Genomic DNA, 16,635 nt, shown 5'->3' on the forward strand with positions numbered 1-16,635 from the left:
TCCCGTTCCAGAGAGCCCGATACTTAGGGCAACCGGCCGGACATGCGAAGAGGCCGGCGCGCGCCCCGTAAGGCAACTCGCGCCGGCCCCGGTTCGGTGCGGCACGCCGGAAGCGACGCGCCGGCTGAGGATCAGTCTTCGGAGTCCGCGTCCGGCCCCGTCATCATCTCCTCGGCGACAGCTTCGGTGCGGCTGCGGATCGCAGCTTCCAACCTGTCGCAAACTTCGGGATTGTCCTTGAGGTACTGCTTGGCGTTCTCGCGGCCCTGGCCGATCCTAATCGAATCGTAGGAGAACCAGCTGCCCGACTTCTCGACCAGGCCGGCCTTGACGCCGAGGTCGAGGATCTCGCCGATCTTCGAGATGCCCTGGCCGTACATGATGTCGAATTCGACCTGCTTGAACGGGGGGGCGACCTTATTCTTTACTACCTTTACCCGTGTGGTGTTGCCGACAATCTCGTCGCGGTCCTTGATCTGGCCGGTGCGGCGGATGTCCAGGCGGACCGAAGCGTAGAATTTCAATGCGTTACCGCCGGTCGTCGTCTCCGGGTTGCCGTACATCACGCCGATCTTCATGCGCAGCTGGTTGATGAAGATGACCATGCACTTGGAGCGGTTGATCGAGCCGGTCAGCTTGCGCAGCGACTGGCTCATCAAACGGGCCTGGAGGCCGACGTGGCTGTCGCCCATCTCGCCTTCGATCTCGGCGCGCGGGACCAGCGCGGCGACCGAGTCGACCACCAGCACGTCGATCGCGTTCGAGCGCACCAGGGTGTCGACGATCTCGAGCGCCTGTTCACCGGTGTCGGGCTGGGACACGATCAGCTCGTCGATATCGACGCCGAGCTTCTTGGCGTAGACCGGATCGAGCGCATGCTCGGCATCGACGAACGCCGCGGTGCCGCCGCCCTTCTGCGCTTCGGCGATGACATGCAGCGCGAGGGTCGTCTTGCCCGAGCTTTCCGGCCCGTAGACTTCGATAACCCGACCGCGCGGCAGGCCGCCGACGCCGAGGGCGATGTCGAGCCCGAGCGAGCCGCTGGAGATCGCTTCGACCTGCATCGTCTCCTTCGAGCCGAGCTTCATCGCCGAACCCTTGCCGAACGCGCGATCAATCTGTGCGAGCGCTGCGTCGAGCGCCTTCTGACGGTCCAAATCCACGGTCTTGCCTTCCACCAGCTTAAGATTTGAAGCCGCCATGACATATGCCTCCATCGCTTGACTAGGGTTCGGGTCCGTTATGGCCCCAGTTCCTGTCGGATTTGCGATGTATCCTATTTGTTCTGGTGGAACAAGGGGAGAACGAAATTACTTCTCAGAAACCGGTGAGGACTGTCCTACAGCCCCGCCCCGCTCCGCTGACCGCCGAGCACGAGGCCCACTTTCGCGGCGATCTGCTGGACGCTGAAGGGCTTGGGGATGAAGTGGACGCCTTCGAAGTCGATCTCGCGGCGGAGCTGCTCCTCGGCGTAGCCGGACATGAACAGCACCGGCAGGCCGGGTGCGAGCTTGCGGATTTCGCGGGCCATCGCCGGTCCGTCCATGCTGGGCATGACAACGTCGCTGACGATCAGGTCGAACTCGCCGCCGGCGCGGACGATTTCGAGGCCTTCGTCCCCATCGCGCGCGGTGGTCACGGTATAGCCCTGGCGGGTCAGCGCGCGTTCGGCGACGGCGCGGACCATGTCCTCGTCCTCCACCAGCAAGATGCGCCCGCCGCCGGACCAGTTGCTCGCTTCCTCGATCCGCTTCTCCTTCTCCAGATCGTCCGGCGTGATCTGGTGGACCGGCAGATAGATGGTGAAGCGGGCGCCCTTGATCCGCCCGTCTGGCCCGGTGACGTTGTCGGCGAAGATGAACCCGCCCGACTGCTTGACGATGCCGTAGACCGTCGAAAGCCCGAGCCCGGTGCCCTTGCCCTGTTCCTTGGTGGTGAAGAACGGTTCGAAGATCTTGGTCAGATGCTCCGGCGGGATGCCGCCGCCGGTGTCCTCGGCGATCAGGGCGGTATAGTGCCCCGCGGGGATGATCTCGTTGTCGCGCATGCGGCGGATGTCGGTCGAGTTCACGCGCCGCGTGGCGAAAGTGAGCGTGCCGGAGGCATTCTCCCCACCGCGCGACTGGATCGCATCGCGGGCGTTGACCGCCAGGTTGACGATTACCTGCTCCAGCTGCCGCGGATCGGCGCGCACCGGGCCGAGCTCGCGGTCGTGGTGGGTGCGCAAGGTGATCTTCGCGCCGAGCAGGCGCTTGAGGAGCTGGCCGACCTCGCTGATCACGTCGGGCAGCTGGATCACCTCCGGCTGCAGGGTCTGCTGGCGGCTGAAGGCGAGGAGCTGGCGGGTCAGCGAGGCGGCGCGGTTGGAGTTGGCCTTGATCTGCTGGATGTCGTCGTAGTCGCTGTCCCCCGGGATGTGGCGCAGCAGCATCAGGTCGCAGTAGCCGATGATCGCCGTCAGCACGTTGTTGAAATCGTGCGCCACGCCCCCGGCAAGCTGGCCGACGGCTTGCATCTTGGTCGCCTGGGCGACCTGGTGCTTGAGGCGGGTCTCCTCGGTCGTGTCGGCAAGGCTGAGCAGCACCGCCGCATCGCCGAGCCCGCGCACCCCGGCGAGCCCGAGCGATACCGGCGTGTCGGGCTGGTGCCGCAAGCGCACGGCCATGTCCCCGCTCGACGCGGCGCCCTGGCCGTAGCGGCGCACGGCGTCGGACATCGCCGTCTTGTCTTCCGGGACCACGAGGTCCGAAGGGTATGGCGGCAGGTGCCTGCCCTGGACGCCCGCGGCGCGCTTGAAGGCCGGGTTGGCAAACAGGAAGTGGCCGTCGCGGTCGGTCATCGCCAGGCCGATGGGCAACTGCTCGAGCAGCGCTTCCAGCTGCGGCGCCTGGCCGCGCGATTCGTTACCCCAGCCGCCGATCCCGACACCGATGTCGATCAGCAGCATCAGCGCCGGCACCTGATCGGCGGCGACGTCGCTGGAACCGGGGTCCGTCAGCGGCACGTGCACGAGAGTCTGGGGCGAACCCTTGCGCCCTTCGCGGGCGAAGTAGATCCGGTCGCGGTCGTCGGAGCGCAGCAGCGTGGTGAAGTCCTGCCCGGCCATGCTGGCCTTCTCGTCGCCCGCTGCGCGGCGGGCGAAGCCGGGGCTGGCGGCGCGAATCACCCCGTCCGGACCGACGACCGCGACCTCTATGCCCGCGGCGCTGAGGATCTGGCCGAAGGCGCCCGTGACGTATTTGACGACGGCGTTCAGCGGTTCCTGCTTCGTCACGGGGGCGAAGCGCCAGACGAGATAGTTCTCGCCCCGCCCGGCGCGGACGACGCTGGCGGTCCAGCTGTTCTCCTCGTCGGCGATCGTCTGGCTTTCGCCCGCTCCATCTCGCCAGGCGGCGCGCGCGGCGCGCGCGAGGCCTTCGGCCGAGGCGCCGTCGACCTGCAGCCGGGGGGGAGCATAGGAAGAGCCGAACCACAGTTCGTAAGCGGCGTTGGCGCAGACCAGGCGGTTCGCCCGGTCGGTCACGGCGACGGCCATGCCCGGCTGCTCGATGGCCGCCACGGTCACCGACCAGTCGGGGATCTCGGCCGCCGGCACCGCCCGCGCCGCCGAGGCGCCGCGGGCCGCGGCGAACGCGACCAGCCCCAGCACCACGAGCCCGCCGGCGAAGGCGAGCGTCACCGCCAGCGATCCGGTGGCGAACTGCACCAGCGCCATGCTGGCGAGAGCGGCGGCGGCTACGGCCAAAGTGTCGGTCAGCCGCCCCGAAGGCTTCTCCGCCAGCAGGCTCACCGGATCGCGCCCGTCATTCGGCAGGCGTCAGCGACGTACTCCGCCGCCCCCGGCGCTGCCATTTACGCGCCACGACACCGCGCCAGATGAAGCCCGAGACGAGGTAGCCGATCGCCGAGCAGAGGATCGACAGCACGATGAAGCCGAACGCCGTCACCCCCGCGGTCTTCAGGAACCAGCCGAAATCCTCCCACTGCCCGCTGAGGAGATGGGTCTGGGCCGCGCCGCCGGTGACCGCATCGATCTTCAGAACGAAACCGCCGACCTTGTTGGCGATCATCAGCCAGAACGGCAGCGTGAAAGGATTGGTGATGAACGTCACCAGCGCCGAAAGCGGCACGTTGGCCCGCGTCGGCAGCGCCAGGAACGCGGCCAGGAAGATCTGCCCCACCGGAACGATGAAGGCGGCGAACATGCCGAGGGCGACTCCGCGCGGGACCGAGCGGCGCGTGAAGCGCCACAGCTCCGGGCTCAGGAAGCGATGCGCAATGGGCGCGAGCCAGCGGTTGCCCGCCATGTCCTCACGCGTCGGCATCGACGGAACCCGCCGCCCGACCCAATCGCTGATCCGCTTGCGCATGCCGCGCTCCATACACCATTAAACAGGCTGCGAAAGGCGCGCTTAAGAGTGACCTGACGAACGGGGGCTTAACCGCGGTCGCGCAGCAGCCGCGCCTTGTCGCGCTTCCAGTCGCGTTCCTTCATCGTCTCGCGCTTGTCGTGGGCCTGCTTGCCCTTGGCCAGCGCCAGCTCGACTTTCGCCCGTCCGCGCGAATTGAAGTAGACCGACAGCGGCACCAGGGTCATCCCCTTGCGCTCCACCGCACCGATCATCTTTTCGATCTCGCGCGCGTGCAGCAGCAGCTTGCGCGGGCGCTTCGGCTCGTGGTTGAAGCGGTTGCCGTGGCTGAATTCGGGGATGTTGGCGTTGATCAGCCAGCATTCGCCGTCGCGAATCTCGGCATAGGATTCGGTGATCGAACCGTCGCCGAAGCGCAGGGACTTCACTTCCGTGCCCGACAGCGCGATCCCGGCTTCGAAGGTTTCCTCGATGAAATAGTCGAACCGCGCGCGCCGGTTGAGGGCGACGGTCTTCTGCTTGTCGAAGCTGGAGGTCTTGGGGCGCGCCATAAGGGAGCGCCATGTAGGCGCTGCCCCGGCGGAAGCAAAGCCCCGTGACGCCTGGCGCAGCGATCGCGGCAGGCCCCCTCCACCGCGCTGCGCGCGGTCCCCCTCCCCGTGCCGGGGAGGATTTGTTTCACGCGAAGGCGCAGAGGCGCGAAGGAGTTGTGCTTTTTGCGAAGATGCTGGGCCTTCAACTCCTCCCCGGGACGGGGAGGTGGCGCCGGCTGAAAGCGGGTGACGGAGGGGGCCCGCCCCAGGGCGCAGTGATTGCGGCGGGCCCCCTCCACCGCGCTGCGCGCGGTCCCCCTCCCCGTGCCGGGGAGGATTTGTTTCACGCGAAGGCGCAAAGGCGCGAAGGACTTGTGCTTTTTGCGAAGATGCCGGGCCTTCAACTCCTCCCCGGGACGGGGAGGTGGCGCCCGCTGAAAGCGGGTGACGGAGGGGGCCCGCCGCCTGGCGCAGCGATTGCCGCGGGCCCCCTCCACCGCGCTGCGCGCGGTCCCCCTCCCCGTGCCGGGGAGGATTTGGACTGCAGTGCGGCGACGCGAAATGGCTTCGCGGCTTTGCGCCTTTGCGTGCTCAAAAATGCTGCCGCTCGCGCTTTAAACCAGCCCCAGCCCGGCCAGCGCCGCATCGACAGCTTCGCGGGCGGCGTCGCTGCACGGTGCGATCGGCAGGCGGGTGTCGGCGGTGATCCAGTCGTGCAGACGCGAGAGGGCGTACTTCGTCGGCGAAGGGCTGGCGTCGGCGAACAGGGCCTTGTGCAGCGGGAACAGCTTTTCGTTGAGTTCGCGGGCACGGTCGTAATCGCCGGCGAGGCAGGCCGAGTGGAAGTCGGCGCACTGCCGGGGCGCGACGTTGGCGGTGACGGAGATGCAGCCGACCTGGCCGAAGGCATAGCCGCCGAGCGCCAGCGGGTCGTCGCCGGAAAGCTGGCAGAACCCCTCCCCCGCGCCGGTGCGGTGCTGGACGATGCGCTGCAGATCACCGCTGGCATCCTTGATGCCGACGATTCGGCCCGGGTGGCGCCGGGCCAAGGTGACGACGGTTTCCGGCAGCATGTCGGTGACCGTGCGGCCAGGCACGTTGTAGAGGATGATCGGCAGGTCGCAGTTCTCGGCGAGATAGGAGAAGTGCGCGATCAGCCCGGCCTGGCTCGGGCGGTTGTAATAAGGCGCGACCAGTAGCGCGGCATCGGCGCCGAGCTCCTTCGCCACGTTCATGTGCCACAGCGCGGTGCGGGTGTCGTTCGAGCCGCAGCCGGGGATCACCGGCACGCGGCCGGCGGCCTGTTCGATGCAGACCTTGATGACGTCGTGGTGCTCGTCGTTGTCGAGCGTGGCGCTTTCGCCGGTGGTGCCGACGGGGACGAGCGCGGTCGAGCCGTTGTCGATCTGCCAGTCGACCAGCCGGCGGAAGGCGGGCTCGTCGAACGCTCCATCGCGAAAAGGAGTCACCAGAGCCGGAATCGAGCCCGAAAACATTTACTTGAACCCCTGAGTTTGTGCAGCCTGCGAAAAAGGCGTGCGGGAACATCGGCACGTGTGGAACGCTTGTTCAGGGCCTGATAAGGAGTGAACCGGCATTGTGTCCAGCATGGACGGGAAACCTTTGAAACATCTAGTCATTCTCGCACTTCCGCTGCTCGTCGCCTCGGCCCCGGTGTCGGCCCAGCAAGGTGCCATCGACACGACCAATGCCGCCTCCTGGAGCGCTGCCGACTGGGACCGGGCGCGCGCCAATCTGGTGGCGCAGCAGCCCGGCCAAATGGCCCACGCGGTGCGGCTGTGGCAGCAGCTCAGCAGCAGTCCGAACTACCGGTTCGACGACTATGCCGGCTTCCTGTTGTCCTACCCCGGCCTGCCCGACGCCGCCAAGCTGCAGGGCTACGCCGAGGAGCGGCTGAACCAGGAATATGTTCCGGCCGACCGGCTGGTGGCGTTCTTCGACCGCAACAAGCCGGTGAGCAACCACGCCCGGGCGCAATATGCCCTGGCGCTGATGTCGCAGCGCCCGGCCGCGGCGCTGGAGACCGCCCGCGCCGCCTGGCGCGGCGGGCAGATGAGCGACACCGCGGAAGCGGCGCTGCTCGGCAGCTATCACCAGCAGTTCACGCAGGACGATCACGACGCGCGGATGGACGCGCTGCTGTGGCAGCGGAACGCAGCCGCGGCGGCGCGGCAGCTTGGCTATGTCTCGCCGGGCAAGCGGGCGCTGTTCCAGGCGCGGCTCGCCATCCTGCAGGGCGGCGACGGGTTCACCCCCGATCCGGGGGCGACGGCCGATCCCGGCTATCTCTACAATCGCAGCCGCGAACTGCGGACCGAAGGCCGGGCGCACGAAGCGGTCGAGCTGCTCGCCAACCGGCGGCGGCTGAGCGCTGTTCCGTTCGACCAGACGGCCTGGGTGGAAGAGCTGCTCAATGTCGCCAAGATGGCCGACGCGGCGCGGGCGCAGCGCATCGCCGCGTCGATCGACGATGCGTTCCTCCCCAACGAAGACATCGCCGACAAGCCCTACAAGCTGCGCGACGACTACACCTCGCTGATGTGGCTCGGCGGAACCAAGGCGCTGTGGGAGCGGGGCGACGGCAATGGCGCCGCGCCGCTGTTCTACCGCTATGGCGCCGCCGCGCGTACGCCGCCGACCCGTTCCAAGGGCTTTTTCTGGGCCGGGCACGCCGCGCAGCGGGCCGGCAACCAGGCGGAGGCGACGCGTTATCACGCGATGGCGGCGGAGTATCCGGACAAGTTCTACGGGCAGCTCGCGCTCGAGCGGCTCGGCCGCCCGCTGCCGCCGCTGAACGGGCTGCCGGTCGGCGCGCCGACCGCGGCGGAGCGACAGGCGTTCATGGCCGCGCCGCTGACCCAGGCGGTGATCGAAGTCGCCCGCGGTACGCCATGGAGCACCGGCATCCGCTTCTACCGCGAGATCGCCAACCAGGCGAATACCGTCGGCGAGCACCTGCTGGTGGCGGAGCTGGCGCGCAACATCGGCCGGCGCGACCTGGCGGTAATCGCCTCCGACGCCGCGGCGGCGGACGGGCACAAGGGCTTCACGCTGATGGGCTATCCTACGCTGGTGACCCCGCCCGGCACCGAGTGGACCGCGGTCCACGCGATCGCCCGACAGGAAAGCCAGTTCGCGCAGAACGCGATCAGCCACGCCGGCGCGCGCGGTCTGATGCAGCTGATGCCGGCGACCGCGCAGGAAGAGGCGCAGAAGGCCGGGATGGCATATATGTCCGCCTCGCTGATCGACGACGCTTCGTACAACATCCGGCTCGGCAGCAATCACTTCCAGCGCCTGCTCTCGCGCTACGACGGCAGCTTCCCGCTGGCGGCGGCGGCTTACAACGCCGGACCCGGCAACGTGAACAAGTGGCTGCGGGCGAACGGCGATCCGCGCACCGGCGCGGTCAGCTGGATCGACTGGATCGAGCGGATCCCGTTCTTCGAGACCAAGAACTATGTCACCCGCGTGGTCGAGAACGCGGTGGTCTACGAGGCGCTCAACCCGGACAAGGCGCCGTACGGCAGGCCGCGCGGGGTGGGGCAGTTCCTTCGCTGAGGATCCCTCCCGCTTGCGGGAGGGGAGTTGATGGCGCGATCCGCCACGCCTAACCAGCGCGTTGTGAAACCCTCCAGCAATCCCATCACCCCGGCGGGCCTGGCGGCGCTACGGGCGCGGTACGACCACCTGCTCGGGACCGAGCGGCCGGCGATCGTGGAGATCGTCAGCTGGGCGGCGGGCAACGGGGACCGCAGCGAGAACGGCGATTACCTCTACGGGCGCAAGCGCATGCGCGAGATCGACCGCGAGCTGGCCCACCTCGCCCGGCGGATGAAGGCCGCGCAAGTGATCGACCCGGCGCAGCAGCCGGACCGCACCCGCGCCTGGTTCGGCGCCACAGTGCTCATCGCCGACGAGAACGACGAGGAACGCGCGGTGACGCTGGTGGGGGACGACGAGCAGGATCCCTCCGCCGGCAGGATCGGCTGGAGCGCGCCGATCGCCCGCGCCTTGCGCGGCGCCGCCGTCGGCGATCTCAGGACCGTACGGCTGCCGGCCGGCGAAAAGGAATGGGAAGTCCTGGCGATCGACTACCCCGAAGCGCGCTGACAGGCTAACCGATGCGCGTGCGCCGCTTCGCCCTCTTCGCAGCCCTGCTCGCCCTCGCCGCGCCCCTGGCTGCGAAGGACGGCCTCGGCGTGTTCGACGCCTGGGGTGCGTTCCGCGATCCGAAAGTGCCGCGCTGCTACGCCATTGCCGCGGCACAAGGGTCGTCCGGCCAGTACGAAGCTTATGCCGACGTCGGCACCTGGCCGCGCCGTGATGTGCGCGGGCAAGTGCATTTCCGGCTGTCGCGCGAACTGGCCGAGCGGGCGCGCATCACGCTGACCGTCGGCGGCCAGCGCTTCTCCCTCACCGGCGGCGGGGCCGATGCCTGGGCGGTCGACAAGCGAATGGACGCGGCCATCGTGGCTGCCATGCGGTCCGCGCAGACGATGAGCGTCAGCGCCACCGGCCGAACCGGACGAAGGTTCACCGATCGCTACACCCTCGCCGGCGCGGCCACGGCCATGGACGCCGCCACGGTCGGCTGCGCACGGGTCCGCTAGGAGCGACACGAAAACGGGCCGGAGGTTGCCCCCCGGCCCGTCCTCACTTCACATCACGCAGCGATCAGAAGCGCATGCCGACGCTCGCCACGACCTGGTGACGGTCGGTGTCGATGTCGAAGCGGTCGCTGTCGGCCACGTCCTCGGATTCGAAGTCGATCTCGCCTTCCTTGTAGTTGGAATAGCGATACTCGATCTTGCCGAAGGTGTTGGTGCCGAACTTCTGCTCCAGACCCGCGCCGAGGCGCAGGCCGTCGGTGTCGAGGCTTCGGTTGTAGTTCGTCTCACCGTCGGTGCCGACGTAGTTGAAGCGGGCGTTGGTGTAGCCCGCCTTGGCATAGACGAGCGTGCTCGGCGTGGCCTTGAAGCCGGCGCGCGCGCCGACGTAGATGTCGCGGCCCGCGTCGACGGCACCGAGGCCGAAGGTGTTGAAGTTGTCGTCGTAGTCGGTATCGGCCTTGGAATCGGTCAGTTCCGCTTCCGCGCCGACGACCATCGTGCCGAGATCGATGTCGTAACCGACCGCCGCACCGTACATCAGACCCTCGACGCTCTCGTCGCGGTCCTCGTTGACGTCGTCGTCCTGCGAGCTGCCGGCCTTGTTGATGTCATAACCGGCCACGCCGGCGATCCACGGACCCGAGAAACCGGTGTCCTGGGCAAAGGCCGGTGCCGAAACAGCCGTGAGCGACGTCGCAGCAATAAGTGCCAGACCCTTTTTCATGTTATAAACTCCAATCAATCGATAACTCCGCCGCGAAGATGCGGCAGGACCCGGAGAATGGATGGCTTGCTGATCGGTTTCATTAACCTCATACAACGAGCTCGGTGTTGCCATTAAGCAACTATGACTGCGATGAGACGCCGCTCTTCACAGTCGGGCTGCAGCAGAATATCTGACGAGCATAGCGCGCAGGGGATCGGTGCATGCCCCGCCAAGCGGTCCAGCCGCCGATTGCCCCGCTTCGCCGACGAGTTTTGCATTGGCGCACGTCCCACCCTATATGCGCCACGAAATGTCCCACACCGCCCTCATGTCGATACCCGGTCAAGTCGATCCGGTCCCCGTCGCTCGCGACATCACGCCGCGCGCCGACGGCCGCGTTGACCTCATCGGCTTGCCGAAAAGCCGCATCGCGGAGCTGTTCGGCGAAGCCGGGCTCGACCCGAAGCAGGCGAAGCTGCGCGCCAAGCAAGTGTTCCACTGGCTCTATCACCGCGGCGCGACCGATTTCGAGGCGATGACCGACATCGCCAAGACGATGCGGCCCTGGCTTACCGAGCGTTTCGTGATCGGCCGGCCGGAGATCGTCGAGGCCCAGCACTCCAGCGACGGCACCCGCAAGTGGCTGCTGCGCACCGCGGACAGCCACGATTTCGAAATGGTCTTCATCCCGGACGCGGACCGCGGAACGCTGTGCGTCTCCAGCCAGGTCGGCTGCACGCTCAACTGCCGCTTCTGCCACACCGGAACTATGCGCCTTGTGCGCAATCTGACGCCGGGAGAGATCGTCGGCCAGGTCATGCTCGCGCGCGATGCGCTGGGCGAATGGCCCAAGGGCAAGATGGACTTCGCCGAGGAGGAATCCGAAGCGGAGTATAGCTCCGACGGGCGCCTGCTGACCAACATCGTCATGATGGGCATGGGCGAGCCGCTCTACAACTTCGACAACGTGCGCGACGCGCTGCGGCTGGTGATGGACGGCGAAGGGCTCGCCTTGTCGAAGCGCCGCATCACGCTTTCGACCAGCGGCGTCGTGCCGATGATGGCCCGCTGCGGCGAGGAGATCGGCACCAACCTGGCCGTAAGCCTGCACGCGGTGAGCAAGGATGTGCGCGACGAGATCGTGCCGCTCAACCGCAAGTACGGGATCGAGGAACTGCTGGAGGCCTGCGCGGCCTACCCCGGCGCTTCCAACGCGCGGCGGATCACGTTCGAATACGTGATGCTGAAGGACAAGAACGACAGCGACGAGGACGCGCGCGAGCTGGTCCGCTTGCTCAAGCACTACAAGCTGCCCGCCAAGGTCAACCTGATCCCGTTCAACCCCTGGCCCAGCGCGGTCTACGAATGCTCGACCCCGGAGCGGATCAGGCGCTTTTCGGACCTCGTCTTCGAAGGCGGCATCTCCGCCCCGATCCGCACCCCCCGCGGCCGCGACATCGACGCCGCCTGCGGTCAGCTGAAAACAACGGCAGAAAAGAAGAGCCGCGCCGAACTCGACCGCGAAGCGACCGAAGCCGCCTCCGCATAGGATCTCGCTACTGCACTGCCCTGCGGGCTGGCACCTGCCTGCAGGAACGGCTCATCACGCGAATACCGAGAGTTCAGCGCCGGCGGCGATAGTATCGCACCGGCCGCCGATCCACACGGCGCCGTCCGGTTCCTGCTCGCAAAGGACGCGCCCGTCCGCGCCGGTCATCCGGCCTTGTGCCGCAATGTAAGAGCCGCTGACCAGCCCCGCTCCGAACAAATGCCGCGCCACGCCCGCATTGAAACTCCCGGTAACGGGATCCTCCCTCAGCCGGCCATGCTGATCGGTGAAGAAGGCGCGCAGCTCCCAATCGGCTTGTCCGTCCGGGCTGCCTGGCCCGGCGAGGCCGATGTCGGTACCTGCCGGAGCTTCCGGCATCGGCCGGGCTGCGAGCACGTCCTCCGCCGAGCGCAAACGGAGGGGCTGCCATTGCGGGCCGTTCGCGACATGCACCGCCTCCACCACCGCGGCATCGTCCACCCCGGCGAGGCGCACGGCTTGCGCCCGTTCATCGGCATCCAGCGGGCCGGTGCGCGTGAAAGGCGGCGCTTTGAGCGCGAGCGTGTCTCCGTCGCCGCGGACCTCGACAAGACCCACCCCGCACTCCTGCACGATCAGGCCGGCGCGTTGCGGCTTTCCTCCGGCGCGCAGCCAGGCATGGCAGGTGCCGAGCGTGGGGTGCCCGGCGAAGGGCAGTTCGCCACCGGGATAGAAGATGCGCACCGCGTAATCGGCACCCGGGTCCTGCGGCGGCATGAGGAAGGTCGTCTCGGAGAAGCCGAGCCATTGCGTCAGGCGCAGCATCTGCGCATCGGACATCCGTTCCCCGCCGTGCACGACCGCAAGCGGGTTGCCCCGCAGAGGGCTTGATCCGAAAACATCCACCAGTCCGATCTTCATCGCCATTTGTTCCTCCCACGTCCGCGTCCCGGGGGCCGTGTATCCACATAGCGAGATCGCCTGCAACGGTGCCTCAGATTGTGACCAGCTGTCAAAAGTGGGTCTCAAACGGATAATTTGGACCGCACATTGCTGTAATGAAACGCGGATAATCCCCGGCTCTCCAAACTTGAGGCGGGGACCATATCCGATGAAAAAGTACAGCTTGGTGCGCGGCTATTCCGACGGTGACGTGGACACGAACCGGACGGGCAGTGCTTCGCTCGAATCGATGGTGAGCGAGCGCTATTCGCGGCGCGAGACGCTGTTCGGGGGCATGCGGGCGACGGCGATGGCGCTGTTCGGCACGACGATGCTGACGGCTTGCGACTTCGACGTGTTCGGCAATGACGACAAAGGCCCGACCGTTAGCGCCGGCCAGGATGCGACCACCACCGCCGGACGCCTCGTCACGCTGACCGGGACGGCCGAGACGACCTCTACCGTGACGTCCGCCTGGCGGCAGACGGGCGGGCCTTCGGTGGCGCTGCAGGGCACCGGCAATTCGGTCACCTTCTTCGCCCCGGGCGTTGCCGCTTCGACCGACCTGACTTTCGAGTTCACCGCGACCGAAGCGGACGGCGACGCCGCTTCCGCCACGACCAAAGTCACCGTCCAGCCAGCAGTGCTCGGCTTCGATGCGGTGCCGAAGAACCTCAACGACATCGTCACGGTACCCGCGGGTTACCTCGTGACCGTCATGACCCGCCTGGGCGATCCGATCGCAGCGGGAGTTTCGGCTTACGCCAACGACGGCACCGACGGCAACTTCGCGCAGCGCATCGGCGACCACGGCGACGCGCTCTACTACTACGGTCTCAACGCCGCCGGCACGCGGGACGACAACAGCTCGACCCGCGGCCTGCTGGTGCAGAACCACGAGAACCTGAACGTCCAGTACCTGCACCCGAACGGCCCGACCAACGTCAGCACCGGCCCCCGCCCGGAAGTCGAGGCGATCAAGGAGATCGAGGCGCACGGCGTGTCGGTCACCGAGTATCGCGACACCGGGGGCCGCACCTGGACTTACGTGCAGGACAGCGCCCTAAACCGCCGCATCACGCCGAACACGCCGGTCACCTTCCACGGCCCGGTGCGCGGATCGGCGCTGATCCGCACCGCATATTCGCAGGACGGCACCCAGGGGCGCGGCACGATCAACAACTGCGCCAACGGTCACACGCCGTGGGGTACCAACCTGACTTGCGAGGAGAACTGGTCCGGCTACTTCACCCGCAGCGGCGACGACGCCGCGCGCACTCCGGCCGAAGTCACCGCGCTGCGCCGCTATGGCGTGACCCGCACCCTGGGCAACTACGCGTGGTCCACCGTCGCATCGACCAACTCGATCTTCCGCCGCTGGGACGCGCGGGCCACGGGCGCGACGGCGCTGGCCGATTACCGCAACGAGCCCAACCAGTTCGGCTGGGTGGTCGAGATCGATCCCTACAACCCCGGCAGCACGCCGCGTAAGCGCACCGCGCTGGGGCGCATGGGGCACGAGGGCGCCTGGCTCGGCAAGCTGACCGCCGGCAAGAAGGTCGCCGTGTACATGGGCGACGATTCGCGGCGGGAATACTTCTACAAGTTCGTCTCCAACGCCGCGTGGGATGCCGGCGACGCCAACACGACCGATCGCCTGGCGATGGGCGACAAGTACCTCGATGCCGGCACGCTCTACGTGGCGAAGTTCAACGCCGACGGCACCGGCACCTGGCTGCCGCTGGTGTTCGGCAGCGTGCCGAACCGGCCTGCCACGGGCGGGCAGCCGGAATATGTCTTCGCCAACCAGGCGGACATCCTGGTCAACACGCGTCTCGCCGCCGATGCCGTCGGCGCCACTCCGATGGACCGCCCGGAATGGACCGCCACCAATCCGGTCACCGGCGAAATCTATCTCACGCTGACCAACAACAACGCGGCCGGCCGGCCCCTGGGCGGAACCGACGCGGCCAATCCGCGGCACTACAATGACCCGAAGGACGGTTCGAACCAGGTCGGAAATCCCAACGGCCACATCGTGCGCCTGAAGGAAACCGGTGACGATCCGGCCGCCACCGGCTTCGCTTGGGACATTTACCTGTTCGGCGCCGACTCGGCGGAGGCCAGCGCGGCGAACGTCAACCTCTCCGGCCTCGACGCCAGCAACGACTTCTCCAGCCCCGACGGCCTGTGGTTCTCGCGCACGCAGAACCCCGCCGGCCAGGGCCGGCCGCTGTTGTGGGTCCAGACGGACGACGGCGCGCTGACCGACCGGACCAACAACCAGATGCTCGCGGCGCTCCCCGGCACCGTCGGCGACGGCGGCGCGAAGACGATCACCAACGTGGGGGCCGACGGCACCACGGCCACGCAGGCCACGATCGTTGGCGCGGCAGCGACCACGGCGACGCTCCGGCGCTTCCTGACCGGACCGAAGGAATGCGAGATCACCGGCGTCGATTCGACGCCGGACGGCCGCACGCTGTTCGTCGGCATCCAGCACCCGGGCGAAGACGGCGAGCCGGACGCGCCGAGCAGCAACTGGCCGCAAAGCCAGGGCGGCACCACGAGCGGGCGCCCGCGCTCGGCAGTGGTCGCCATCACCCGCCAGGATGGGGGTATCATCGGCCTCTGACCATGGCGGCGGCCGGGAGCCCATGGGGGCGGGCTCCCGGCCGAACGCGTTAATCGATCGCTAAAAAACCGAGCGATTTGCCGCTCGAAACTCACGGCTCGTCTCTCTTTTCGGAGGCGAGCCGTTTGTTCATCTGGCGTTGTGGATCACTGAACAAGAGTCCCCGTTCTGAGGCAAGAGATTCAAGAACGGAAAGGTTCGAGCGATGAAAAAGACTCTCCTAACGATCGCCGCCGCGGCGCTGATCCTTCCCGCGGCCCCGGCCGCTGCCGACCCGCCCTCGTGGGCGCCGGCGCACGGCTATCACAAGGTCAACGGCAAGAAGTACGACCGTCACGGCCGCTACTACGAGCCCCGCCGGCTTTCGAGCTCCGACCGTGTCTGGCGCGGCGACGACGGGCGCTATTATTGCCGGCGCGACAACGGCACGACGGGCCTGATCATCGGCGCCGCGGGCGGCGCGCTGGCGGGCCGTGCGATCGACACGCGCGGCGAACGCGCGACCGGTACGATCCTTGGCGCGGCGGCCGGTGCCCTGCTCGGCCGCGAGATCGACCGCGGCGCTCGCTGCCGCTAACACATCGACGAAAGTCCCCCCGGAAGGGCCGCGCGAAGGTATCCTCGCGCGGCCCTTTTTGCGTCGGGGTGTATCAGTCGTGGTGCGCCGGCGTTCCCGGGGCGTGCGAGTGGCCGCCTTCTCCCGGGGGGCCGTGCACGGCGGGATAGGCCGCGTACTCCTGCGCGCTCATCTGCGGGAGCGCCTTCACGAAGGCGGTGATGTTCCACATCGTCGCGTCGTCGTGAGTGGGTCCGAAGGCGGGCATACCGGTCATCTTGAGGCCGTGCTTGACCATCCAGAAGACCTCTTCCGGGCTCCATTCTTCGGCGACTTCCGCCAGCGGCGGAGCGTTGGGAGCCATTCCGGCCGACCAGCTCGCAGCGTCCTTGCCGACGCCGCCGTGGCAATGTTCGCACATCGTCTTGTACTCGCCCGCACCGGCGGTCACCATCGTGGGGGTGAGGGCCGGCGCATCGATCCCCCCGGCCTGCCCTTCCACCGATTTGATCCTGGTGGTTTCGAGTGCCCAGGCGACGGGGGTCTCGTGCCGGTCGGTCGCCGCGACGTTGTAGGCGCCGGTCAGCACCACGGTCAGGGCAATCGCCACGAGCAGCACCAGCAGCGCGAGCGCGCCCGCCAACATCGATTTCCAGCGCAGGGTCTTGAACATTCTCGTGCCTCCTTGGCCGGGTTCATCCTTGGCACCCCAACGCGTGATGATCAAACCG

14 protein-coding genes are annotated in these 16,635 nt (G+C 67.6%); 6 read left to right on the forward strand and 8 right to left on the reverse strand.

From position 1 onward, the window contains the following. Positions 1-131 precede the first annotated feature (131 nt). The 5 genes from recA to dapA all read right to left on the reverse strand — a co-directional run bounded on the left by recA (position 132) and on the right by dapA (position 6,399). Positions 132-1,202 carry a recombinase RecA gene (gene recA / locus GRI75_RS04935; RefSeq protein WP_160745838.1) on the reverse strand — a complete coding sequence of 357 codons (1,071 nt, stop codon included), beginning with the start codon at positions 1,200-1,202 and terminating at the stop codon, positions 132-134. A 137-nt stretch (positions 1,203-1,339) separates the two neighbouring features. Continuing rightward, entirely contained in the window at positions 1,340-3,715 is a 2,376-nt protein-coding gene (locus tag GRI75_RS04940) for a response regulator (protein ID WP_160746011.1), read from the reverse strand. A gap of 88 nt (positions 3,716-3,803) precedes the next feature. Next, the gene (locus GRI75_RS04945; protein ID WP_235911312.1) at positions 3,804-4,370 is read right to left on the reverse strand and encodes a DUF2062 domain-containing protein; all 567 of its coding nucleotides are present in this window, start codon (positions 4,368-4,370) and stop codon (positions 3,804-3,806) included. 68 nt (positions 4,371-4,438) lie between these two features. Beyond that, complete coding sequence (gene smpB / locus GRI75_RS04950) at positions 4,439-4,921, reverse strand: SsrA-binding protein SmpB (protein ID WP_160745839.1); 483 nt, start codon at positions 4,919-4,921, stop codon at positions 4,439-4,441. A 596-nt stretch (positions 4,922-5,517) separates the two neighbouring features. Continuing rightward, positions 5,518-6,399, reverse strand: coding sequence for a 4-hydroxy-tetrahydrodipicolinate synthase (dapA, locus tag GRI75_RS04955; RefSeq protein ID WP_160745840.1), 882 nt, complete (start codon positions 6,397-6,399; stop codon positions 5,518-5,520). 127 nt (positions 6,400-6,526) lie between these two features. On the opposite strand from dapA, the gene GRI75_RS04960 reads away from it, so the two are divergent. From GRI75_RS04960 to GRI75_RS04970, 3 genes are read left to right on the forward strand one after another with little or no spacing between them, the layout of a single operon-like run. Further along, positions 6,527-8,485: a lytic transglycosylase domain-containing protein gene (locus tag GRI75_RS04960; RefSeq protein WP_328597928.1), complete on the forward strand. Its 1,959-nt coding sequence runs from the start codon at positions 6,527-6,529 to the stop codon at positions 8,483-8,485. 30 nt (positions 8,486-8,515) lie between these two features. Then, on the forward strand, positions 8,516-9,037 hold the full coding sequence (locus tag GRI75_RS04965; RefSeq protein ID WP_202389598.1) for a GreA/GreB family elongation factor: 522 nt from the start codon (positions 8,516-8,518) through the stop codon (positions 9,035-9,037). Between the two features lie 11 nt (positions 9,038-9,048). Beyond that, the gene (locus GRI75_RS04970) at positions 9,049-9,537 is read left to right on the forward strand and encodes an invasion associated locus B family protein (protein ID WP_160745842.1); all 489 of its coding nucleotides are present in this window, start codon (positions 9,049-9,051) and stop codon (positions 9,535-9,537) included. Positions 9,538-9,601: 64 nt separating this feature from the next. Here the strand turns inward: GRI75_RS04970 and GRI75_RS04975 are convergent, their stop codons facing one another. Next, a complete protein-coding gene (locus tag GRI75_RS04975) occupies positions 9,602-10,261 on the reverse strand; it encodes an outer membrane protein (protein WP_160745843.1) in 660 nt (219 codons plus the stop codon). 292 nt (positions 10,262-10,553) lie between these two features. On the opposite strand from GRI75_RS04975, the gene rlmN reads away from it, so the two are divergent. Then, positions 10,554-11,792 (forward strand): 23S rRNA (adenine(2503)-C(2))-methyltransferase RlmN, encoded by a 1,239-nt coding sequence (rlmN, locus tag GRI75_RS04980; RefSeq protein ID WP_160745844.1) that lies wholly within the window; start codon positions 10,554-10,556, stop codon positions 11,790-11,792. A 54-nt stretch (positions 11,793-11,846) separates the two neighbouring features. On the opposite strand, the gene GRI75_RS04985 is transcribed toward rlmN, so the two are convergent. Next, the gene (locus GRI75_RS04985) at positions 11,847-12,758 is read right to left on the reverse strand and encodes a PhzF family phenazine biosynthesis protein (RefSeq protein ID WP_328597929.1); all 912 of its coding nucleotides are present in this window, start codon (positions 12,756-12,758) and stop codon (positions 11,847-11,849) included. A gap of 124 nt (positions 12,759-12,882) precedes the next feature. Between GRI75_RS04985 and GRI75_RS04990 the strand changes: the two genes are divergently transcribed. Then, positions 12,883-15,348, forward strand: a complete 2,466-nt coding sequence (locus GRI75_RS04990; protein ID WP_160745845.1) for a PhoX family protein — start codon at positions 12,883-12,885, stop codon at positions 15,346-15,348. 205 nt (positions 15,349-15,553) lie between these two features. Continuing rightward, positions 15,554-15,925 carry a glycine zipper 2TM domain-containing protein gene (locus GRI75_RS04995; RefSeq protein ID WP_160745846.1) on the forward strand — a complete coding sequence of 124 codons (372 nt, stop codon included), beginning with the start codon at positions 15,554-15,556 and terminating at the stop codon, positions 15,923-15,925. Positions 15,926-15,998: 73 nt separating this feature from the next. Here the strand turns inward: GRI75_RS04995 and GRI75_RS05000 are convergent, their stop codons facing one another. Continuing rightward, positions 15,999-16,577, reverse strand: a complete 579-nt coding sequence (locus GRI75_RS05000) for a c-type cytochrome (protein WP_160745847.1) — start codon at positions 16,575-16,577, stop codon at positions 15,999-16,001. Between the last annotated feature and the right edge of the window lie 58 nt (positions 16,578-16,635).

The organism is Croceibacterium soli (genome assembly GCF_009828065.1).
Taxonomy (GTDB): domain Bacteria; phylum Pseudomonadota; class Alphaproteobacteria; order Sphingomonadales; family Sphingomonadaceae; genus Croceibacterium_B; species Croceibacterium_B soli.